Raw genomic sequence first — 22,140 nt, 5'->3', positions numbered from 1 at the left:
CCCGATCTCTGGAGTCACATGTCTCGCTATTCCCGCGCGCTCGCAGCCGCTGCGGCGTGCGCCGTCGGCGCCGCCACTCTGTTCGTCGTGCCACCCGCCGCAATCGCCGCTGAAGAGCCCCTCGGCATCCGCATCAACGAGGTCGTATCGAACGGCGGGACCCCGGATGACTGGATCGAGTTCTACAACTACTCAGACAGCGACGTCGATCTGAGCGAATACATCGTCCAGGACAACAGCGACAAGAACCCGTACACGTTCCCCGCCGGCACGATCGTCGCGCCGGGGGAGTACCTCGTCATCGACACGCTCTCGGATTCGGGCGAGGGCGACTTCGACTTCGGACTCGGAAAGGGCGACAGCGTGCGTCTTTTCGCACCTGGCGATGCGAACGGTACGCAGCCGTTGCTGCAGACCAGCTGGCCGGCAGAGACGCATGCCGTGCCGAGCTGGGGCGCGCAGGGCGATGGAGCCGATGTCACGTACGCCCTGACCTCTGAATCGACCAAGGGCAGCGCGAACAGTTTCTCCGGCGGTGGCGACGGCGACCCCGGGACTGGCCCGGATGTCGTGCTCAACGAGATCATCTACGACGAGGTCTCCGGCTTCAGCGACCGCGTCGAGATCTTCAACACGGGCACCGAGACGGTCTCCATCGCGGGGTGGACCATCTCCGACGACAAGCGCGATCGCTTCAGCACACCTTTCCCTGACGGCTCGACTCTCGCCCCCGGTGCCTTTGCCGTGCTCGTCACCGACGTCGACTTCACGTTCGGACTGGGCAAGGGCGATGAGGTCGTCCTCTACGACGAGGCGCAGACCGAGGTCGACGCGTACGCGTACGAGGCCACCTCGCCGACGGCGACTTTCGCCCGCTGCCCCGACGGAACTGGTGACTGGGCCCATGCCACCCAGGCGACGCCGGGTGCGGCCAATAACTGCGAGATCGCGCCGGTTCCGGGATCGGTCGTGCTGAACGAGGTCGATTCCGGCCCCGCCGACTGGGTCGAGCTGTACAACCCCGGCACCGAGGCGTTCGATATCGCAGGGTTCGAGATCCGCGACAACTCCGACGACCACCGCTGGCAGTTCCCGGCGGGAAGCTCGATCGCCGGCGGCGAGTTCCTCGTCGTCGACGCGAACGCCGAAGGTCGCGTGTTCAACGACCAGACCGACACCTATGAAGACGGCATCTTCGCCGCCGCGATCGGCATCGGATCGGGCGACCAGATTCGCCTCTACGACCGGGCGGGTACGAAGTTCGACGAGACGCACAGCTGGAGCGAGCATGCCAACATCGACGGCGACGAGATCGCCGCGACCCTGGCGCGCTGCCCGGACGGCACAGGCGCCTTCGTGCTTGCATACGCCACACCGGGGGCCGCGAACGAGTGCGTCCCACCCACGGTCGCGATCAACGAGATCAACTCGCAGGGCGCTCCGGACTGGGCCGAGATCGTCAACACCGGCACCGACCCGGTCGACATCTCCGGCTGGACGCTCATGGACAACGATCCGGTCGGCCACGCCGCCGATGTGATGCCACTGGCCGACGGCACGATCCTCGCACCCGGAGAGTACTTCGTCTTCGACGGCACCGATCACTTCACGTTCGGGCTGGGTAACGGCGACATGGTCACGATCCGCAACGCCGACGGCCTGACCGTCGCCGAGCACGTCTACCCCGCGCATGCCGACGGGGTCTGGGCGCGCTGTGAAGACGGCACCGGCGACTTCGTCGACGTCGCGGTCGGCACTCCCGGCATCCGCAACGCCTGCGGCAACCCGGTGCGCATCAACGAGGTCGAGTCCGACGGTGAGCCCGACTGGATCGAACTCGTCAACCCGACCGGTGCTGAGCTCGACGTCTCGGGCATCGTCGTGAAGGACGACGATGACGCGCACTCCTACGAGATCGCGGTCGGCACCAGCATCCCCGCGAACGGGTACCTCGTCATCGATGACCTCGACTTCGGGATCGGCAAGGACGACACGGTTCGCGTCTTCGACGGCGATCACCTCGTCGACTCCACGTCGTGGGGCGACAGCCACGCGTCGACGACATGGGGCCGCTGCCCCGACACGAACGGACCGTTCGCTGCGACCGCCGAGCCCACTCCGGGAGAGGCGAACATCTGCCCCGGTGAGATCGCGGTCTCGCCGTGGCCCGGTTCTGCAGACGTGCGCGTTCTCGACAGCTCTCCGACCTTCCTCGAGGACAGCTCCGGCCTCGACGTTCAGGAGACCGCTGACGGGACGTTCCTGTGGGCTGTCGACAACGGCACCGGCACGATCTGGAAGCTGAACGCCTCGGCTGACGGTTCGGTGGCTCTCGTCGACGGCTGGGCCGACGGCAAGCGCGTGCGCTTCCAGAAGGATGCCGAGAACCCCGGCGCAGCCGGCCCCGACACCGAGGGCATCACGGTCGACGGCGACGGGCTGGTCTATCTGGCATCCGAGCGAGACAACAGCGATAAGGGCGTCAACCAGAACAAGATCCTGCAGGTCGACCCGGACGCAGCCGGCCCCGACCTCGTCGCTCTGACCGAGTGGGACCTCACCGACCTGCTTCCCGCCGTCGGCGCCAACCTCGGCATCGAGGCTGTCGAGTGGGTGCCGGACTCGGTGCTCGCCGGTGCGCTGTTCGACGACAACACACAGGCACCGTTCGACGGTTCCGCTTACGCCGGTGACGGACTGTTCTTCGTTGCAGTCGAAGACGGTGGCGGCGTATACGCCTTCGCGCTCGCAGCAGACGGCACGGCGGAGCTCGTCTCGACCATCGATCCGGGACTCGCCGGTGTCATGAGCCTGGACTACGACAGCGTGCTCGGTGTGATGTGGGCCGTCTGCGATGACGGCTGTGGCGGCAAGTCCGCACAGATCACGCTCAACGGGACCGACCAGCCGCGCATCGCGCACTTCGCGCGCCCGGCGGGGATGCCCGACATCAACAACGAGGGCTTCGCCACCGCACCGGCCTCGCTGTCGACGAATGGTGAGCGCCCGGTCTGGTGGTTCGCTGACGGGTACGCGTCCGAGGCGCTTCGCGTCGGCACACTGCCCGGTGCGACCGATGGTGGCGGAGATGGAGACGGCAGCGGCGACGGCAGACCGGGCGATGGAGGCGCGGGATCCGCCGATGGCGACGGCGACCTCGCAACGACCGGTGCCGAGTTCTCGGTGCTCACGCTGGCGTTCGCCATCGCCCTGCTCGTCGCGGGCGCACTTGCGGTGACCATGCGCCGCCGCCGGGAGTCGTCGCTTTAGCGATCGGGCTGCGGCGCTCGGCTATGCGGCATGCGGTATGAGTTTCGTCGGTCAGGCTCTTCGACAACCGACGAAACTCATACCGTTTGCGCGGTTGGCTTCTGGCATCAGCGCTTCCCGTCGAACGGGCCGCGGCGCGTGGAGACGATGTCCTTGCCGAGTGGCATGAGCGAGATCGGCACCATCTTGAAGTCGGCGATCGCCATCGGGATGCCGATGATCGTGATGCACAGGGCGATTCCAGAGATGATGTGGGCGATCGCCAGCCACCACCCGGCGAGGATGACCCAGATGATGTTGCCCAGGAACGCGCCGACGCCGCTGGTACGTTTCTCGACGATCTGACGACCGAAGGGCCAGATCGCGTAGCCGGCGATCCGGAACGACGCGATCCCCCACGGGATCGTCACGATCAGGATGCACAGCAGGATGCCGGCGACGACATAGCCGAGGAAGAGAGCCCACCCGGCGAAGATCACCCAGATGATGTTGAGGATCGTGCGCATGGATCGCTCCTGTCGTCAAGGCCGATCGCGTCGCACGCGTCGACCGGAAATGCTCTCGATGCGGAACCGCAGCGGAACCACCCGTTCGCTGCCGGCCCACGCGGAGATGCGGCCGGTCAGCGCCGACGCGTCGTCGTCGCTCACCGGGGACAACTGTCCGTGCATCAGCACGCTCCACCCGGTACCGGCCAGGTCATCGTGGTAGTCGATCTCGAAGGCGACTTGCGGTCGATCGTCAGCCAGCCGGCGCAGGATGCCGTCGGATGACGTGCGCACGAAGACATCCGGCTTCGACACGTCATAGTTCACGGGGAAGATCTCGACGCGTCCGTCCGTCACGAATCCGACTCTGCCCACCGTGGTGGTGCGCAGTAGCTCGTAGCACTCCTGCTCCGGCACATCCCTGATCATGTCGTCCTCCTCGATGCGGATCGCAACCGGGTGTCTGCGCCCCAGCTTAGACTCGTAACGCCATGACCGACGCTCCTCTCATCGTTCCCTCCTCCGCCGGCCCGCGCTCCTCCGGTGCGACGGACCAGGACGACCTTCTCGCGGGTCTGAATCCGCAGCAGCTCGCCGCCGTGACCTACCGCGGGTCCGCGCTGCTCATCGTCGCGGGCGCCGGATCCGGCAAGACGAGTGTGCTCACTCGCCGTATCGCATCGCTCCTGCGGGGGAGAGAGGCGTGGCCGAGCCAGATCCTCGCGATCACGTTCACGAACAAGGCAGCCGGTGAGATGCGCGAGCGTGTCGCGCAGCTGGTCGGCGAGGCCTCTCGCGGCATGTGGATCTCGACATTCCACTCTGCGTGCGTTCGGATCCTGCGCCGTGAGGCCGAGCAATTCGGGTTCACGAAGTCGTTCACGATCTACGACTCCGGTGACTCGCGGGCGCTCATCAAGCGCCTCGTCAAAGAGCACGAGGCCGACGCGTACGGCATGACCCCGGCAGCCGTTCAGGGCCGCATCTCGAAGCTCAAGAACGAGCTGCAAGATGCCGAGTCGTTCGCGCGCGACGCCAACATGAGCGACCCGGCAGAGCAGAAGTTCGTCGAGATCTTCGGCGACTATCAGCGGCAGCTGCGCAAGGCGAACGCCTTCGACTTCGACGACCTCATCGGTCAGACGGTGTATCTGTTCCGCGCGTTCCCGAAGGTCGCCGACACCTACCGGCGACGCTTCCGCCACATCCTCGTCGACGAGTACCAGGACACCAACCACGCGCAGTACGCGCTCATCCACGAGCTCACCCGGCCGGTCTCGGCGGATGCTCCCGACCCGTATGCCTCGAACGGCATGATGATCTTCGAACCGGAGACCACGCCAGAGCTTGAAGGTGCCTCCCTGACGGTCGTCGGCGACTCCGACCAGTCGATCTATGCTTTCCGCGGCGCCGACATTCGCAACATCAGCGAGTTCGAGCGCGATTTCCCCGGCGCGAAGGTCGTGCTGCTCGAGCAGAACTACCGGTCGACGCAGAACATCCTCTCGGCCGCGAACGCCGTCATCGGCCACAACTTCGACCGCAAGGACAAGAAGCTGTGGAGCGATCGCGGCGACGGCGAGAAGATCGTCGGGTTCACCGGGTACTCGCAGCACGACGAGGCACAGTTCGTCGCCGACGAGGTCGAGGCGCTGCGGCGGGCAGGCATGCCGTACTCCGAGATGGCCGTGTTCTACCGCACGAACTCGCAGTCGCGTGCGCTGGAGGAGATCTTCATCCGCTCGGCCGTGCCGTACAAGATCATGGGCGGCACGAAGTTCTACGAGCGCGCCGAGATCAAAGACGCCATGGCCTACCTCATCGCGGTCGCGAACCCCGCCGACGAGATGTCCGTGCGCCGCATCCTGAACAAACCGCGACGAGGCATCGGCGACGTCACGGAGACCACCATCGCCCGCTTCGCCGAAGATCATGGCATCTCGTTCCACGAGGCGCTTTCGGTGCCCGCCGAACTCGGTGTCGGCCCGAAGATCCAGGCAGGCATCGGCCAGTTGGATGCCGTGCTGAAAGAGGCGACCGAGCTGATGCTGCCGGCATCCGGCGAGGTGCCCGCGCCCACCGTCGTGGCTGATGGGCTCAGCCTGCTGCTCGCCAAGAGCGGCTACCTCGACGCACTGCGCGCCAGCCGCGACCCGCAGGACGAGGCTCGCGTCGAGAACCTCGACGAACTGGTCGCCGTCACCCGCGACTTCGCGCGCAATAACCCGGACGGCACGATCGTTGACTTCCTCACCGAGGTGGCGCTGGTCTCCGACGCCGATGATCTGGACGACGAGTCCGGCTCGGTGTCGATGATGACGATGCACACCGCCAAGGGGCTCGAGTACGATGCGGTGTTCGTCACCGGCGTCGAAGAAGACCTCATCCCGCACCGCATCTCGGCGGGGGAGCCGGGTGGCCCGCAGGAGGAGCGCCGGCTGTTCTACGTCGGCATCACCCGCGCGCGCAAGCGCCTGCACCTGTCGCTGGCGATGACCCGCGCCCAGTTCGGCGAGGTGTCGGTGGCGATGCCGAGCCGGTTCCTGCAGGAGATCCCCGCCGAGCTCGTCGACTGGCGGCAATCGCCGGGAGATGTGAACTCCCGCGGCGGCATGCAGTCACGTGCGCTCAATGCTCGGCGCGGCGGCGGCTTCGGCGGTGGTGGCGGCGGGTTCGGTGGCGACGGCGGAAGCGACCGATTCGGCGTGAAGCCGCTCGCCAAGCGCGACGGGCTCAAGCCCCTCTCGACGGCGATGGACAAGTTCCCGAACAAGGTCACCGGCAAGGTGCGCGACAACGGCGACCTCGAACTCGCCGCCGGCGACCGCATCCGACACGACGACTTCGGCGAAGGGCGCGTGGATGCCGTGACCGGCGAAGGAGCGAAGCGCATCGCCCACGTGCGCTTCGATTCGGCCGGGCTGAAGAAGCTCCTGATCAAGATCGCCCCGATCGAGAAGCTCTGAGCGGCTCAGTCGCGCGAGTCCACGCTCGTGCCGGTCATGGTCGCGGCGTCGCGCACCGCGTCGTCGAATCCCGCCGACTGCGACAGCCCCGCGACTCCGAGGCTGCGGCCCTGCGGGTCGCTGGCGATGACCCGCATGCCGCGTGCACGGCACCAGGTGGCGAGAGCGGCCAGCATCCACACCGCGACCGACTGCAGCTGGGTCACTTCGGTGAGGTCCAGCACGATGACCGCGGGCGACTCGCGGTCGGCCGGGCGCGCGTCGAGCCAGGTGTCGAGATCGAGCAGCAGTCGTTCGGCGCCGTCGAAGTCGATGTAGCCGCGCAGCCGCCAGACGGCCAGGTCGTCGGCGTTCTCCTGCAGGATCTGGGTGGCGACAGCATCCTGCTCGGCGCCGAGGCCGGCCGCGAGCTCGTCGTTCGCCGCCGTCACCTCAGCCGCCGACAGCGTGAGCGGACGATGCAGCACGTGCAGCCCGAACCGCGTCGCGAGCTGCTCGGCGGCCACGACGCCGCGCACGGTCGCGCCGCTCGCGTCGAGTCTCGGGCTGAACAGGCCGAGCCCGAACTCACCGGGCGAGCTCGCGACGAGTCCACCCGCGACGCCTGACTTCGCTGGCAGCCCGGCCCGCAGCAGCCATTCGCCCGCGTAGTCGTACATGCCGCAGGTCGCCATGATCGTCATGACGTGCTGGCAGGTCTCCGCACTGGTCACGCGATCGCCCGTCAGCGGGTTCACTCCGCCGTTCGCGAGCGTCGAGCCCATCACAGCGATGTCGCGCGCCGTGACGAGCACCGAGCACTGTCGGAAGTAGGTGTCGAGCGTCTCGAGGACGGGAGCGGTGAGTGACCCGGCGCTGCGCATGAGATAACCGAGCGCCCGGTTGCGGTCACCGGATTGCTGTTCGGAGGTGAAGACGGCTTCGTCGACGCTCAGGTCTCGGCCGGCGAAGGCGCTGAGGCGGGCGAGGATGCGGGCGAAGCGATCCTCGGGGGAGTGGCCGGCCACGAGCGAGGTCGTCACGATCGCCCCGGCATTGACCATCGGGTTCGGCGGCCTTCCGGTGGTCGCTTCGAGCTTGACGGAGTTGAAGGCCTCGCCGCTGGGCTCTGCGCCCACCCGGCTGTGGATGGCATCGAGCCCCCGGTCGTCGAGGGCGAGCGAGTACACGAACGGCTTCGACGCGGATTGGATCGTGAACTCCACCCCGGTGTCTCCGCTTTCGTAAACGCGGCCATTGAGTCCGCAGAGGGCGATCCCGAACAGCTCCGGATCCGCCTCCGCCAACTGCGGGATGTAGTCGGCGACTGCGCCGCGGGTGTCGCTGATGAGCCGATCGTGCACGACGTCGAGGAAGGACGTCACGATGTCAGAGAGCTTCTCCGGGGCTGCCATGGGCCCCATGCTACGGGCCGTCCGATACGACAGGCTCAGGAGATCGTCCGGGAGAGCGTGCTGCTGGCGAGAGACGAGGCGACCTCGAACGCGACACTCCCAGGCAGATAGCGATCGTCCCCCGACTCCATCGGGCGACCGTCCTTCGCGAAGCTGTGTCGTCGCACTCGCAATAGCGGACTCGACCGGCGAACGCCCAAAAGCCTGGCGTCTTCGCTCGATGCGGCGACTGCGTCGATGCTGTGGTCGGCATGCGCTGTCACGATGCCGAAGCGCTCCTCAAGCGCCTGCACGACCGAGACCTCGTCGCCGGGCAAGGACGCGATCATGTCCACCAACCACGGCGCGTACACCGTGCGCTCGCACATGATCTCGCGTCCGTCGAGCCCACGGATCCGAACGACGCGAAGCACGCTCTGCAATGTATCCAGTCGGAACGCACGCGCCTGGGCCGGGGAGGCTGTCATCGTCGCGCTCGATACCACTCTGCCTGAGGGCTTCATGCCCTTCGTCAGTGCCCACTGAGCGAATGAGCGAAGTTGAGTGAACCCGTGTTGCTGCAGCGTTGACTGGATGAACCAGCCCGATCCTTGCCTTGCAACGAGCATCCCGCGCGAAGCCAGCAGGTTCAGCGCATGACGAACCGTCCCCCTCGCGCGTTCGTAGTGGATGGCCAGCTGGTGCTCAGATGGGAGCGAACCGCCGATCGGGAACTCGCCGTCGCTGATGCGTCTGGACAAGTCATAGGCGATCGTCTGGAAAATCGTCAAGGTGTCCTCCCTGCTCGACTGTGCTCCGGTGCGCTCCGTGCCGGAATGATCAACTGTGCACAGCTGATCAGACGAAAGCGGCCGAGCCGATGGTTATTCACCGGCTGTTCTCCGAAATGATGTGTGCCGCTTGTCTGGGCTGATTCAGATTGATCTGTACAGATCCATGTGACCGCCAGGAAGGCTCTCGTCATGCTCCGCTCGTCTCGCACGCACCCTCGGCGCTTCTCTGCACGTATGCCCACGGTCGTCGCGGCCGTGTTCGCGCTGGTCGCGGTGCTGCTCGCCCCATCTGCTCCCGCGTTGGCAGCCGGATCAAGCATCACGCCCATGAACGACGCCGTGCAAGTTGGCGAAACGCTGGTCGTGGATCATGCGGCTGATGAACCCGATGAGGTCGCGGTGGTGGAGGCGCCGGAGGAAGCAGCGGAGGCAACTCTGACGCTTTCATCTGCCGAACTCGCGGGGGGTGACACTCTCAGCGTCGACTACACGACGCCGACCGCCGGAGCCCTGAACTGGATCGGCATCTATCGTGACGCCGATGGTTACCCGGACGGAAGCCCCGGCTCTCTGCTGTGGGCGTACGCGCCCGAGACGAGCGGAAGCCTCGACTTCACCCTCGACGCAGGCACTTTCGTGCCCGGCGAATACCTCGTGTACTTCCTCGCCGATGACGGTTACTCCGCAGTCACTGCCGCCGAGCCGTTCATCGTAGGCGCCGGAACGGCGAGCCTGAATGCGCTGAGCCTGATTGCGTCGAGCATCCTGCCGGGTGACGAGATCAGCATCGAATACGTGGTCGCTGACCCGAAACCGCTCAACTGGGTCGGCATCTACGCCGCCGATGAGACGCCCGGCGTCGATGACGCGCGCGCCTACCAGTACGTCGCCGATGCGAAGGGCACGCTGCGCTGGGACGGCACGAATACCGGAAGCTGGATCGGGCAGGGTGCGACCCCGCCCGGCGAGTACGAGGTCTTCCTGTTCGAAGATGACGGATACACGGTTCTCGCCGGCCCCGAGGCGCTGACGATCGAGGCGGCGCCGGTTCCCGAGCCGAGGCCGCAGACGGGCGGCACAGCCGACCTCCGCGTGCTGACCTGGAACATCTACCAGGGGGGACGCAGCACAGGGGATGACGACCTCGTCAACCAGCAGCACGCCGCCGAGTACATCGCGAGTCTGGAGCCCGACGTCTTCGCGGCGATCGAGACCTATGGCGCATCCGAGACGATCCTCGCAGCGCTCAACGACAATGACGCCGGTCACGTCTACACGGGCACACGCATCACGCAGCGATCGAACGACAACCTCTGGATCTTTAGCAGGCTGCCCATCGTCGAGGTGATTCCTGCACCGGAGGGGTTCAGCGTCGACGACTTCAATCTCGGCGCGGTGCGAGTGAGGCTCGACAACAATCGCGAGGTCACGGTGTACGACGTCTGGAGCAACTACACCGATCCGTGGATCGGTGACCTCATCGAGGAGAACGCGCAGGATGTGCAAGCGGGGGATCCGGCACGGCACTCCGAAGACGAGATCATCGCCGCAGACCGCATCCAGACGGCGTCGATCGCCGACTTCATCGCGTTCGCAGAGCAGCACAGCCCTGGTGCCCACGATGTCGCGATCATCGGCGGCGACCTCAACACGATCTCCAGCGAGGACTGGGGAGTGGAATGGGCGAGCTGCCCCAGGCATTACGGACTCTCCTACGACCTGGTCGCGACACGTCAGTTCGCCGACGCCGGTTACACCGACACGTATCGTGCGGACAACCCGGACGCCTGCGCTGCACCGGGCGTCACCTGGAGTCCCCGGCTGACAATGGACACTCCCAACAGGATCGACCTCTCCTACGTGCGCGGGGCGGGAGCATCCGTGGCGGATGCCGTCATCCTCGACGACCGTCTGCCCGCGCACGGCGACGGCGAGTTCTATTCCGACCATGCTGCTCTGCTCGTCGACTACGAAGTGGCATCCATCGGAGGCGGGACAGTACCAGGAGGAGACCAGGGCGCCGATCCCGGTTCTTCCGGGCCGTCGGGTGAGCTGGCTGCCACGGGCAGTGCTGCGCCGGTCGTGTCGTTGCTCGCGGGAGTGGCCGCGCTGATCGCGGGTGCGCTTCTCGCGGCGCTGCGCCGACGCGGAACGAGTGGGGATGCCTGACCGGTCGCGGCCGAGGTTCCGGGCGAACGCGCGACTTGATGTTCGGTACGCGCCGGCCCGACTAGGCTGATCGACATGGCTTTGTTCTCGCGCCGGAAGAAGACTGAAGACGACCTTACGGAGTCGCGGACGTCGCCAGAGCCGGACGGCATCGACCAAGAGGGCGCCGAAGCGAGCGGCAGTCCCGCTGGGGGCCCTGAAGTCATGTCGGCTGAACCCGCGCCGCAGATCGGCATCTCGGTGCAGGCTTTCCGCGGTGTGGGTGCTGCGGCAGGACCCGAGGTAGAACTGCCCGATCCGGACCAGCCGGAACCGCGCACCCCTCCAGCGTCTCCGAGGCCGACGGCTCCTGCTCCGTCTGCACCTGAGAAGCGCACCCTCCCGCTGGCACCCGCGCTGCCGCCGGAGGCGACCGAGTCGATGCCCGGCATGAAGGACAACGTGCTGCTGCGCACGGCCCTCGCCGAACTGGAGGAGGGGGCGACCAACGAACAGCTCATCGGCGTCCTCCGTCAGATGCTGCAGAACCACCTCTACCTGCGCGTGCACGGCGATGCCCGCGCGCAGGTGACCGAGGGCAAGCCGCTGTCCATCGCCGTCGTGCGCGATGGTGAGCGCAGCTACATGCTGGCCTTCAGCTCGGCCGCCGCCGTCCGCGAATCCGTGCAGCGCGAGACCGAGCCGACCGCGACCTCGGCGATCGCTCAGCCCGTGACCGCCGTGCTCCACCAGTTGGTGAGCGGCGATTTCGCCGGTCTCATCGTCGACAACGCGTCCGGCGTGCACCGTGCTGTTTTCCCGATCGAGGTGCTGAAGAAGGCCCTCGAGCAGTCCGACGTCAACATGGCGATCAAGACGCTCCTCGCCGCTCCCCGCGAGGATGACTCTGCGCAGAAGGTCGGCGACGCCCTCGCGACGACGAAGATCTGGGTCGCCGTGAACGACGGCGGCGGCAAGGGACCGGCTGGCATCGCCGAAGCACGCACCGCTGACGGTCGCCGCTTCCTTCAGGTGTTCTCGCACCCGCTCGAGATCGTCGCGCTCGGCCGCGGAGATAAGCCGATGCCGTTCGAACCCGAGCAGCTCGCCAAGGTGCTCACCGAGCACAGCGGAATCGCCGGCGTCATCGTCGACCCCGCCGGCCCCTCGATGATCGTGGAGCGCGAGGCGCTCGGCGCCGTGCTGGTCCGCGCGGTCGACATCTCCGACTGACCCCTCGGCCGGACGGCGCCGGTGCCGTGGCTCCTCAGCCGCCGGTGCGGATCAGATCGGCCGCACGCCAGGCGACCCCGAGCGTGGGGGCCATCGTATTGCCCGGCTGGCGGGGGATCACTCCGGCATCGACAACTCTGAGATTCTCCGTGCCGCGCACCCGCAGCGCAGCATCCACCGGATCGTCATCGCCCGGCCCCATCCGCACCGTGCCGGTGGCGTGCAGGATGTGGCCGCTCGCCCACGCGTGCGCCACTGCCTGCTCCTTGGTCTGCACATCCGGGCCTGGGCTCTGCTCGGTTTCGATCAGCTCGGCGAGGGCGGGCTGATCGGCGATACCGCGCAGCACGGTCAGCGCGCGCAGGAATGCATCCTGCTCGGCGGGGTCTTCCAAATAGTGCGGCTCGATGATGGGAGGGTTCCCGGGCTCGGATCCGCTGATATGCACGGAGCTCTCCGTGGTCGGATGCAGCATGTACGCGCTCGCGGAGAAGCCCGGCTCGCTTGCCACCTTGAGGGACGTCGCCGTGAGATCCATCGAAAGCGGATTGAGGATGATGAAGCCGTCGGCCTCTTCGCGATCCTCCGCCGTCTTGAAGAACGCGCCGATGTCGTACGCCCCGGTGGCGATCACGCCGCTCCGGCTGAGCAGATACTTCGCACCGCTGAAGAGCTGCCGCAGCGGCGATGAGAGCAGATGGTTGTAGCCGAGGTTCCGGTTGATGCTCGCCTGGTAGGCGAACTGGCGCTGCTCGACGGCGTGCTCACCGACGTGCGGACTCTCCACCCGCACCTTCACACCGGCGCGGGCGAGCGCGTCGCCGCGTCCGATGCCGGAGCGCTCGAGAAGTTGGGGGCTCTCGATGGCCCCAGCCGAGACGATGACCTCGCGCCGTGCTGTGAAGTCGCGGATCGCCCCGGACCGTCTCGCACGCACACCGGTGGCCGCCGTGCCGTCGAACAGCACTCGGCCGACGTGTGCGTCCTGCAGTACCGTGAGGTTCGCCCGTCGCATCACGGGTTCGAGGAATGCCCGTGCCGCGCTCAAACGTGTGCCGTTGCGGATCGTATTGGGGATGCAGCCGACCCGTTCATCGTCGGAGGCATTGATGTCGTCGACACGGCGCAGTCCCCAGCTCTCGGCGGCCGCGAAGATCGCATCGTTGAGCTCCTCCTCGGCTCGGCTCACAGTGATGTCGAGCGGACCACCCGCGCCGCGCGTTTCGGATGCGCCGAGTTCGTGGTTCTCCAGCGAGCGGAATGCCGGGAGGATGTCGGACCAGCCCCAGCCGTCGTTGCCGGCCGCGGCGATACTGTTCCAATATCCGGGTCCGCCCCGCTGATACTGCATCCCGTTGATCGATGTCGATCCTCCCAGCAGTCGGCCGCGCTGCCACGTCTCCGGTTCGCCGCTCGGCCCGACGGGGCGCGTCTGGTAGTAGAACGAGTGGCGTTTGCCGCCGTAGAGGAAGTAGAACCCCTTCGGGATCGAGACGAGTGGATCGCTGTCGCCTCCTCCGCTCTCCAGGACCAGGACCGACACGGAGGGATCCTCACTCAACCGGTATGCGAGAACGCTCCCGGCTGCGCCGGCGCCGACGATGATGTAGTCGAATTCTGTCTGTGTGCCCATGTCTCCACCCTGATCACACTCTTCCGATGACGTCGAGGGCCTTCCCGTTTCGCTTGTCCCGACCTAGGGTTAGGGTCAGAGCATGGCCTCTGAGCGCGTGACACTGACGGTCGCCGATGTTGACGGCGAGCAGGACGTCGATCTCTCCAGCCCGAATAAGCTCGTCTGGCCCGAGGTCGGGATCACCAAGGCAGAGTTCGCCGATTACGTGCAGACGGTCGCGGATCCCTTCCTGAATGCGAACGGCAACCGGCCGGTGTCGCTGGAGCGCTTTCGCGACGGTGTCAAGAAGGGGTCGGAGGCGTTCTTCTCGAAGAATCCGCCGAAGGGCACGCCCGACTTCGTGGATGCTGTGACCGTCACGTACAACAGCGGGCGACAGCATCCGCAGATCGTCCTGAATCGGCCAAGCGCGATCGTCTGGGCCGTGCAGATGAACACGATCGTGTTCCATCCGTGGGCGTCGCTCGCCTCCGACACCGACAACCCGGTCGAGCTGCGCATCGACCTCGACCCGCAGCTGGGAACGGACTTCGCGGATGCCGTCACCGCCGCCCACGGCCTGCGCGAGGTGCTCCGCGAGGGCGGCCTCGAGCCGTTCGTCAAGACGAGCGGCAACCGCGGCCTGCACGTATTCTGCCCCATCGAGCCCACGCATGAGTTCCTCGACGTGCGCCATGCTGTGATCGCCGCCGGGCGTGAACTCGAGCGGCGGATGCCCGACCAGGTCACCATGAACTGGTGGAAGGAGGAGCGCGGGGAGCGCATCTTCGTCGACTTCAACCAGGCGAACCGCGATCGGACCATGGCCGGTGCCTACAGTCCGCGTGCGCTGCCCGCCGCCACGGTATCGACACCCGTGGAATGGGATGAGTTGGACGGACTCGATCCGACAAAGTTCACGGTGCGCAGCATCCCCGCCCGGTTGGCGGATGTCGGCGACCCGTGGGCAGACATGCAGAAGTCACCCGGCCGGATCGACACGTTGCTGGGCTGGTGGGAGCGCGATGTCGAGAACGGCCTGGGTGAGCTGTCGTTCCCGCCGGAGTTCCCCAAGATGCCCGGCGAGCCGCCGCGTGTGCAGCCGAGCAAGCGAGTCGCCGAGAACTGGGATGCCGAGGGCAACCGCGTCGACGACTGAGACGGCGGCCCCGAGTCTTCAGGTCGGAGGTGCGTCGTAGGTCTCGGCGGCATCGGGATCGCGGATGCTCTGCGGGTCCTCGTCCATATCGACGTTGTCGCTGTCCGCGCCATCGCCTGTGAACCACAGCTGCACGGTTCCGCCGACGATGGGCGCCCCGGCGGGGATGCTGAGCACGCGTCCGCTTGCGGTGCGTCTTCCCGATGGTGTGTCGTACGACGCTGTGACCTCGAAGAGCGGCAGTTCGCCGATCCAGGTGTGCAGGAAGTGCACGGCGTCCACATCGGCGCGCACGCGCGTTCCGTGAGCGCGGAGATCATCGATGCGGTCGATCTCTTCGGCCTGTTCACGGGTCTCGGCGACGGCGCGGCGCAGCATCCGGATCGTGAGGAACGCGAAGAGCGCGAACACTGCGCCTCCGAGAATCCAGCCCAGGGTTGTGCCGGCACCGGCGACGGCGACGAGGACGCCGAGCCCGCCACCAGTGAGCGCTGCCGCATCCGGCGCATCCGACATCTGCGGAAGCCGCTCGGTCCACCACGACGAGTAGTGGGCGATGCCCTGCAGCACCATTCCGGCAGGCATACCGCCGATCAGCATCCACATCCATGGCACTTGCATCGACCCCGACCACGCGAAGGCGTGCGCCCCAGCGGTGGCGAGCGCGCTCGGATCGGCGAGGATCAGCGCGGTGAGCAGCAGCACGCTCAGCGCCCAGGCGAACGCGGCATAGCACGCGGTGATGAGCGCGAGCAGTACCGCGAGAACCTTCCAGCCGTGCATCGTCGCTCTGCTCATGCCGTCGGCGCCTCGTAGGTCTTCGCAGCCTGCGGGTCGCGGATGCTGTCCGGGTCCGGCACCATGTCGACGTTCTCGGTGTCGCGGCCGTCATCCGCGAACCACAGCAGCACGCTGCCGCCCTCGATCGGGGCGTCGGCCGGCGATGTGACGACGCGGCCTTCTGCCCGATGGCGACCTGAGGGGGTGTCGTAGTCGGCTGTCACGGTGAAGAGCGGGCTGTTGCCGCCCATCCAGGTGTTACGGAAGTGCACGTCGACGACCCGGGCGCGCACGTGCGTTCCGTTCGCGTGCAGGTCGCGCATCCGAGCGATCTCGCGATGGTGCGCGCGGGTCTCGCGGATAGTGCTGCGAATCCGTCGCCACGCGAAGCCCGCGAAGACAACGCCGATCGCCGTGATGATCACGATCGGCAGCGGGTCAGTGGAATCCAGCGTCGCAATCGTGATCGCGGAGCCGAGGATGCCGATGGTGGCCCCCGTGTTGGATGCTGCCGCTCCCGCGTCCGACAGGAACGGCAGCCGGTCCGTCCACAGCGGGGAACTGTCGATCGTGAATCCGAGCACGATGCCCCCGATGGCGCCGCCGATGCACAGCCACATCCACAGCTCGTCCGGGCCGGTGGGCCACAGCTGCGCCGTCGAGAAGATCAGGGGAGCGATCCACGTGATGAATGCCCAGGTGCCGACGCCGCAGAACACCACGATCAGACCCAGCAGAACCGCCAGTGCCTTCCATCCGCGCATGGTGACCTCCTTGTGCGACCGAGGCTAACGGCGGTGGCGCCGCTCCCGATCACAGGTCAGGCGAGGACGTCGGCGAGGTCATATCCTGCGACGGTGTCGAGCTGGTCGTACGTGCAGGAGCGCGCCTCGCGGTCGGGGCGCCACCGTTCGAACTGCACGGTGTGACGGAAGCGCGCCCCCTCGAGCTGGTCGTAGCGCACTTCGAGGACTCGTTCGGGGCGCAGTCGCACAAATGAGACGTCTTTCGCCCCGGTGAAGCGGCTGCGCTCGCCTTCGGCCTTGACCGCCTCGCCGGACTCGTCACGCTCGACCAGAGGTTCGAGTTCGTCGACGAGCTCCTGGCGCCGCTTGTCACTCCACGCGGCGACGCCGCCGACCTGCCGTAGCACGCCATCAGCATCGTACAGACCGACCAGCAGAGATCCGACACCCGACCCGGACTTGTGGATGCGGTACCCGAGCGCCACGACATCGGCGGTGCGGGCGTGCTTGATCTTGATCAGGGTGCGCTTGCCCGGCGCGTACGGCTGATCGAGGGGCTTGGCGACGACGCCGTCGAGGCCGGCGCCCTCGAACTCTGCCAGCCACCCGGTCGCGACATCGTGGTCGGTCGTCGTGCGAGTGAGGTGGAGCGGATGCCGTGCTCCTTCGAGCAGCGCCTCGAGGCGTGCGCGGCGCTGGTGGAAGGGCTCGTCGAGCAGCATCTCCTCGCCGAGCGCGAGCAGATCGAACGCCACGAACATCGCTGGGGTCTGCTCGGAGAGGAGCGCGACGCGGGATGCTGCGGGATGGATGCGCTGGCTCAGTGCCTCCCAATCCAGTCGCTGCGACCCCGGCTCACCGGTCGCGACAACGATCTCGCCGTCGAGCAGGCACGGCTCGGGGAGGATCTTCGGCAACTCCTCGACGAGCTCGGGGAAGTACCGGGTGAGCGGCTTGGCCCCGCGCGAGCCGATCTCAACCGTGTCGCCGTCCCACGCGATCAGCCCCCGGAAGCCGTCCCACTTCGGCTCGAACAGCATCCCGCCCGGTGTCTTCGTCGGATCAGGGACGCGTGCGGCGGCCTTCGCGAGCATCGGTGCAGGGATCTCGTAACGCATGCGACCATCCTTGCGCTTGCGCGCGCCGTGCGACAGGTGCAGATGTCGGTCCAGATCACAGGTGACTGCAGAAATCGGGCGAAATCGACTGACGGGTGTGATTTCGGCTGACGAGTGTCGAGGGGCCGGGGGCCCAGGTCAGTCGAACAGTTCGCCGAGCCCAGCCGGGCTCCGCGCATCCTTGAGCACCGTGCGGGCGGCGTGCCAGCCGGCCATGCCGTTCACACCCGGTCCTGGCGGGGTCGACGCCGATGCGAGATACACCCCGCGCATCGGTGTGCGCCAGGGGCGCGTCGACAGCACCGGGCGCGCGAGCGCCTGCGGGATGGTGAACGCCCCGCCGAGGATATCGCCGCCGACATTCGCCGGATTGATCGCCTCGCGAGCGGATGCCGGAACAGACGTGTGCGCGAGGATGCGGTCGCGGAAGCCGGGCGCGAAACGCTCCACCTGGCGTGTGATGAGCTCGGTCGCATCGAGGTCCGACCCCCGCGGCACGTGGATGTACGACCACAGCACCGCTTTGCCCTCGGGCGCCCTGGTGTCGTCGAGCACCGAGGGCTGCACGGCGAGCACGTAGGGGCGGTCGCTGACGCGTCCCTTCGCCACGGCGTTCTCGCTCTCCCAGACCTCGGCCTGCGTGCCGCCGACGTGCACGGTGGGCGACTTCGCGACCTGCGGGTTCGTCCACGGCACCGGCCCGTCGAGGGCGAAGTCGACCTTCGCCGCCGCGGGTCCGTAGCGGTAACGGGTGATCGCCTTGGCGTAGCCGGCAGGGATGCCGGGGTGCGTGAGCGCGAGGCGCGGCGAAGAGTTCAGCAGCAGTACGTCACCGCGAGCGGCATCGCCCCAGTCGAGCACAGCCAGGTCGGTGATGCGGGTGCCGGTCTCGACCGTGCCGCCGTGCGCCTCGAGATCGGCGACGAGGGCATCCGTGATCCGCTGTGCGCCGCCGCGCGGGTACATCCAGCCGCCGGCGTGCGCCTGCGCCGCCAGCAGCAGCCCGGCCGCGGCACCGGCGAGAGAGGGGAGGGGAGTGTTCGCGTGGGCGAGCACTCCGGACAGGAGGGCGGCGGCCTCGTCAGTGCGGAACGAGCGGCGAGCCAGGGGTGTGCCCTGTTCCAGCATCCGCAGCGCGTAGCGCACCGCAGTGATCGGCTCGCGGGGGATGCGCAGCATCTGGTTGCCGGTGAAGTCGACGACGCCGTCGATGTGCGCACTGAGCGGACGCAGCAGCGACAGCCAGGCGCGCTCGTCGAAGCCGAGCCCCGCCGCCGTGCGCTCGATGTCGTGCCAGGCGATGCCCGCGCGGCCGTCGTCGAGCGGATGGGCGTACGAGATCTCCGGGCGGACCCACTCGATGCGTTCGGCGAGCCCGAAAGCTTGGAAGAAAGGAGAGGCGAGGGATGCCGGATGCACTGACGACCCGACATCGAACCGGAAGCCCGACAGCGACGAATCGACGGTGCTCACGCCGCCGCCGATCGTGTCGAACGCCTCGATGACGCGCACCTCGTACCCGGCACGTGCCAGAGACACGGCCGCGGCGAGACCGTTCGGACCGCTGCCGATGATTGTCGCCCGTGTCATGCCGATCAGTCTTCCAGACGATCGGAGGACGTGCGATCCTGGAGAGGATGAACGAGACCCAGGGCCCCACGCCCACCGGCACCTCCCGCCCCTATCGGAATCTCACCGAGGCGCTTCGCGCGCACCGGATCGATCCCGCCAACCACACCTTCATCACGGCGATCGTGGATGCTGTCGGCATCACGACCCTGATTGATCGAGGCCGCTACATCGAGGCGGTCCGCCGCGGAGACGGTGCCGCGCTGCACATCGGCAAGACGTACACCAACGGCTTCACCGAGGACGAGCAGATCGTCGTCGGCTCGGCGCCGTTGCGGTTGCAGCCGAGCGAGGGACGCACGCCGTACTTCTACGCGGTGCACCCCAGCGAGTTCCTGCCGGTGACGCCGGCGAAGAAGAAGGCCTCCCGCGTCTCGCGCACCAGCCCCGTGGCACCCGCGAAGCCCAAGGCCACGCCCGTGTCCGATCGGGACTACGGCGTATGCGATGTCTGCTTCATGGTGCGCACGGCGTCGGGCGGCTGCGCCTGCGACTGAGTCGGACGTTTGGCTGAGGCGGCCGTTTCGACTCGTCGCCTGCGGCTCCTCGCTCAACTGTCAGTGTTGTGGTGGTTGGCGGTGCTGGCTGGCAGAGTCGGTCTCGGTTGCTGTCTCGTGGTGTGATTCTTCGCTCAACTGGCCGCCGTTGCGCGGTGTGCTTTCAACGCGATTCGTCCGCTTCGAGTCGGGGCCGGGACCGTTCTGACCCATCGCAGTGACTTGATAGAAGCGCAGTCCTGATGACTCATGACAGTTCTGTCCTGCGATGACTTCGTCTCAGAAACGGTCCCGGCGATACGACCACGTCCGTTTCGCTCGATATGGAGGGATCGCATGACTATCGTCGCAGAACAGTTCCAATTCGTCACCGGGGTCGATACCCACGCGCAGCGTCATCAGTTCGCGTTGATGAACGCGAAGGGACAGCTCCTGGAAGAGCGCTCGTATCCGGCGAGCCCGGCCGGCATTGCTCGGGCCGTCTCGTGGGTCTCCACCCGCACAGGCGGTGCCGCGATGTTGGCGTCCATTGATGGGCTCGGCTCGTATGGTCGTTTGCTTGGCGATGCGTTCACTGGCATGGGCGTGCCGATCGTCCAGGCCCCCACGGTCCGCTACCGGCCTGCAGGTAAGGATGATCGTATCGACGCGCGGTTGGCCGCGACCAGCGTGCTCCCGTTGGATGAAGCCGAACTGATCCGCCCGAAGACCGGGATCGAGCGTGATGCGCTGCAGATCCTCCTCACGGCACGGGACGCGATGAACCGGGAGCGCACCGCGGCGATCAACGCGCTCACCGCGCTGCTGCGTCGCTACGACCTCGGCGTGGATGCCCGCCGTTCCCTGTCCATCAGCACCATCCACCACATCACCCGGTGGCGTCCGCGCCCCAGCGACGCGCTCGATGTTCGGACCGCGCGAACCGAAGCGGTCCGCCTGGCCCGCTCCATCGACACGTTAGCCACCGCACTGGCCACGAATGCGACCGAACTGCGTGAGATCATCACCGTCGCCGCCCCGGTGCTGCTCGCACAACCCGGGATCGGCCCCATCAACGCCGCAACGATCTACACCGCCTGGTCCCACCCTGGACGGGTCCGTTCGGAGGCCGCATTCGCCCGCCTGGCCGGCGTCGCACCCAAGCCCGTCTCCAGCGGCAACCGCGAGCGTCAACGACTCGACCGCGGAGGCAACAGGCACCTCAACAGCGCGATCCACCTCATCGTCCTGACCCGATGGCGCTACGACCCCGACACCCAGACCTACGCTGCCCGACGACGCACCGAAGGCCGAACCGACCGCGACATCCGCCGCGCCCTCAAACGCATCGTCGCCCGACAGGTCTACCGACTCCTCCAAGCCAATTGACAAACATAGAAGCTTCGCGTTTCGTCTTCGACGGCTCTGCCGCCTCCGCTCAACGACCGGCAGGTGCTGTTGCAGCTCATACGGGTCGTTGAGCGACGAGGCAGTTCTTGCGGGGCGTTGAGCGACGAGCGCAGCGAGGAGACGAAACGGGTTGAGCGAGCACAGCGAGTCGAAGCCACCCGTCCAACCCGTCCGAAGCCGCCCGACCTCACCCGTCCAACTGCGTCTGCAGACGCCGCGACACCTCCGCGATCGGCATCGCCCGGGGGAAGACCGCCACCACGACGTCATCCACCGCATCCTCTGCGGCACCCGGCAGCACGCCGTACCGACGTCGCACGTCGTCGAGCGCGGACTCCAGCACCGACGGCGCTACGCGCTTCGTGCCGCGCAGCAGCTGGCGCAGCACGTGGTTGTGCACGGCGGCGACCAGGGCGGCGAAGCCGACAGCATCCACGGGGTCGATGCCGGGCAGCGCGCGGCGCAGGTAGTCGTCGAAGAGCCGCTCGTAGCGGAACACCGTCACGATCTCGCGCTCGCGCAGCGCCGGCACCCGGCGGACGATCTGGTAGCGGCGTCGCGCGAGCTCCGGGTCGTGCGCGAAGTGGGCGAAGACGTGCTGCGATGCGCGGCAGACCGCCTCCCACGGGTCGGGATGCCCCTCGGCGAGGAATGCTCGCAGCTCTGCCAGCAGCACCTCGTGGTCGGCGAAGACGACGTCTTCCTTGCCGCCGAACTGGCGGAAGAACGTCGACCGCGACACCCCCGCAGCTTTCGCGATCTGCTCGACCGAGGTCTGGTCGAATCCCTGCTCCTGGAACAGGGCGAGTGCCGCGGCAACGACGCCGCCCGGCATTTCTGCGGACTCATGCATAGCGAGAAGCCTAACGCCGAGGTGTCGCAGCCGCCGTCGGCTCAGCCGTTCAGTGCGGAGTAGTAAGCTTGAGGACTGGGCG

At 67.2% G+C, this 22,140-nt stretch carries 17 protein-coding genes; 7 read left to right on the top strand and 10 right to left on the bottom strand.

Features of this window, described 5'->3' with window-relative positions; genetic code table 11:
- Positions 1-18: 18 nt before the first annotated feature.
- Positions 19-3,270, top strand: a complete 3,252-nt coding sequence (locus ACTICP_RS00665; RefSeq protein WP_441888488.1) for a lamin tail domain-containing protein — start codon at positions 19-21, stop codon at positions 3,268-3,270.
- A 107-nt stretch (positions 3,271-3,377) separates the two neighbouring features.
- Here the strand turns inward: ACTICP_RS00665 and ACTICP_RS00660 are convergent, their stop codons facing one another.
- Positions 3,378-3,776: a YccF domain-containing protein gene (locus ACTICP_RS00660; RefSeq protein ID WP_441888486.1), complete on the bottom strand. Its 399-nt coding sequence runs from the start codon at positions 3,774-3,776 to the stop codon at positions 3,378-3,380.
- A 15-nt stretch (positions 3,777-3,791) separates the two neighbouring features.
- Positions 3,792-4,187: a pyridoxamine 5'-phosphate oxidase family protein gene (locus ACTICP_RS00655; RefSeq protein ID WP_441888484.1), complete on the bottom strand. Its 396-nt coding sequence runs from the start codon at positions 4,185-4,187 to the stop codon at positions 3,792-3,794.
- A gap of 62 nt (positions 4,188-4,249) precedes the next feature.
- On the opposite strand from ACTICP_RS00655, the gene ACTICP_RS00650 reads away from it, so the two are divergent.
- The gene (locus ACTICP_RS00650) at positions 4,250-6,724 is read left to right on the top strand and encodes an ATP-dependent helicase (protein WP_441888482.1); all 2,475 of its coding nucleotides are present in this window, start codon (positions 4,250-4,252) and stop codon (positions 6,722-6,724) included.
- A gap of 5 nt (positions 6,725-6,729) precedes the next feature.
- On the opposite strand, the gene glsA is transcribed toward ACTICP_RS00650, so the two are convergent.
- Both glsA and ACTICP_RS00640 read right to left on the bottom strand, forming a co-directional pair.
- Complete coding sequence (gene glsA, locus ACTICP_RS00645; RefSeq protein WP_441888480.1) at positions 6,730-8,118, bottom strand: glutaminase A; 1,389 nt, start codon at positions 8,116-8,118, stop codon at positions 6,730-6,732.
- 35 nt (positions 8,119-8,153) lie between these two features.
- Positions 8,154-8,888 carry a GntR family transcriptional regulator gene (locus ACTICP_RS00640; RefSeq protein ID WP_441888478.1) on the bottom strand — a complete coding sequence of 245 codons (735 nt, stop codon included), beginning with the start codon at positions 8,886-8,888 and terminating at the stop codon, positions 8,154-8,156.
- Positions 8,889-9,080: 192 nt separating this feature from the next.
- Between ACTICP_RS00640 and ACTICP_RS00635 the strand changes: the two genes are divergently transcribed.
- Positions 9,081-11,060 (top strand): endonuclease/exonuclease/phosphatase family protein, encoded by a 1,980-nt coding sequence (locus tag ACTICP_RS00635; protein WP_441888476.1) that lies wholly within the window; start codon positions 9,081-9,083, stop codon positions 11,058-11,060.
- Positions 11,061-11,135: 75 nt separating this feature from the next.
- Positions 11,136-12,272, top strand: a complete 1,137-nt coding sequence (locus ACTICP_RS00630) for an SseB family protein (RefSeq protein ID WP_441888474.1) — start codon at positions 11,136-11,138, stop codon at positions 12,270-12,272.
- A 34-nt stretch (positions 12,273-12,306) separates the two neighbouring features.
- Here ACTICP_RS00630 and ACTICP_RS00625 read toward each other — a convergent pair whose 3' ends face one another.
- The gene (locus ACTICP_RS00625) at positions 12,307-13,905 is read right to left on the bottom strand and encodes a GMC family oxidoreductase (protein ID WP_441888472.1); all 1,599 of its coding nucleotides are present in this window, start codon (positions 13,903-13,905) and stop codon (positions 12,307-12,309) included.
- An 82-nt stretch (positions 13,906-13,987) separates the two neighbouring features.
- Between ACTICP_RS00625 and ligD the strand changes: the two genes are divergently transcribed.
- On the top strand, positions 13,988-15,046 hold the full coding sequence (gene ligD / locus ACTICP_RS00620) for a non-homologous end-joining DNA ligase (RefSeq protein WP_441888470.1): 1,059 nt from the start codon (positions 13,988-13,990) through the stop codon (positions 15,044-15,046).
- Between the two features lie 18 nt (positions 15,047-15,064).
- Here ligD and ACTICP_RS00615 read toward each other — a convergent pair whose 3' ends face one another.
- The 4 genes from ACTICP_RS00615 to ACTICP_RS00600 form a co-directional block, all read right to left on the bottom strand.
- Positions 15,065-15,844 (bottom strand): hypothetical protein, encoded by a 780-nt coding sequence (locus ACTICP_RS00615; RefSeq protein WP_441888468.1) that lies wholly within the window; start codon positions 15,842-15,844, stop codon positions 15,065-15,067.
- Positions 15,841-16,590 (bottom strand): hypothetical protein, encoded by a 750-nt coding sequence (locus ACTICP_RS00610; RefSeq protein ID WP_441888466.1) that lies wholly within the window; start codon positions 16,588-16,590, stop codon positions 15,841-15,843. The genes ACTICP_RS00615 and ACTICP_RS00610 overlap by 4 nt, the downstream gene beginning before the upstream one ends.
- A gap of 56 nt (positions 16,591-16,646) precedes the next feature.
- Positions 16,647-17,690, bottom strand: a complete 1,044-nt coding sequence (locus ACTICP_RS00605; RefSeq protein ID WP_441888465.1) for an ATP-dependent DNA ligase — start codon at positions 17,688-17,690, stop codon at positions 16,647-16,649.
- Positions 17,691-17,828: 138 nt separating this feature from the next.
- Positions 17,829-19,280, bottom strand: a complete 1,452-nt coding sequence (locus tag ACTICP_RS00600; protein ID WP_441888463.1) for a phytoene desaturase family protein — start codon at positions 19,278-19,280, stop codon at positions 17,829-17,831.
- 47 nt (positions 19,281-19,327) lie between these two features.
- Here ACTICP_RS00600 and ACTICP_RS00595 point away from each other — a divergent pair, with 47 nt between their 5' ends.
- Positions 19,328-19,816 carry a hypothetical protein gene (locus tag ACTICP_RS00595; RefSeq protein ID WP_441888461.1) on the top strand — a complete coding sequence of 163 codons (489 nt, stop codon included), beginning with the start codon at positions 19,328-19,330 and terminating at the stop codon, positions 19,814-19,816.
- A 336-nt stretch (positions 19,817-20,152) separates the two neighbouring features.
- Positions 20,153-21,184, top strand: a complete 1,032-nt coding sequence (locus ACTICP_RS00590) for a transposase (protein WP_441888459.1) — start codon at positions 20,153-20,155, stop codon at positions 21,182-21,184.
- Between the two features lie 208 nt (positions 21,185-21,392).
- Here ACTICP_RS00590 and ACTICP_RS00585 read toward each other — a convergent pair whose 3' ends face one another.
- Positions 21,393-22,058, bottom strand: a complete 666-nt coding sequence (locus tag ACTICP_RS00585) for a TetR family transcriptional regulator (protein ID WP_441888457.1) — start codon at positions 22,056-22,058, stop codon at positions 21,393-21,395.
- Positions 22,059-22,140 lie beyond the last annotated feature (82 nt).

Source organism: Microbacterium sp. (assembly GCF_052102115.1).
GTDB lineage: Bacteria > Actinomycetota > Actinomycetes > Actinomycetales > Microbacteriaceae > Microbacterium.
This window is presented reverse-complemented; position numbering and strand designations above follow the sequence as displayed.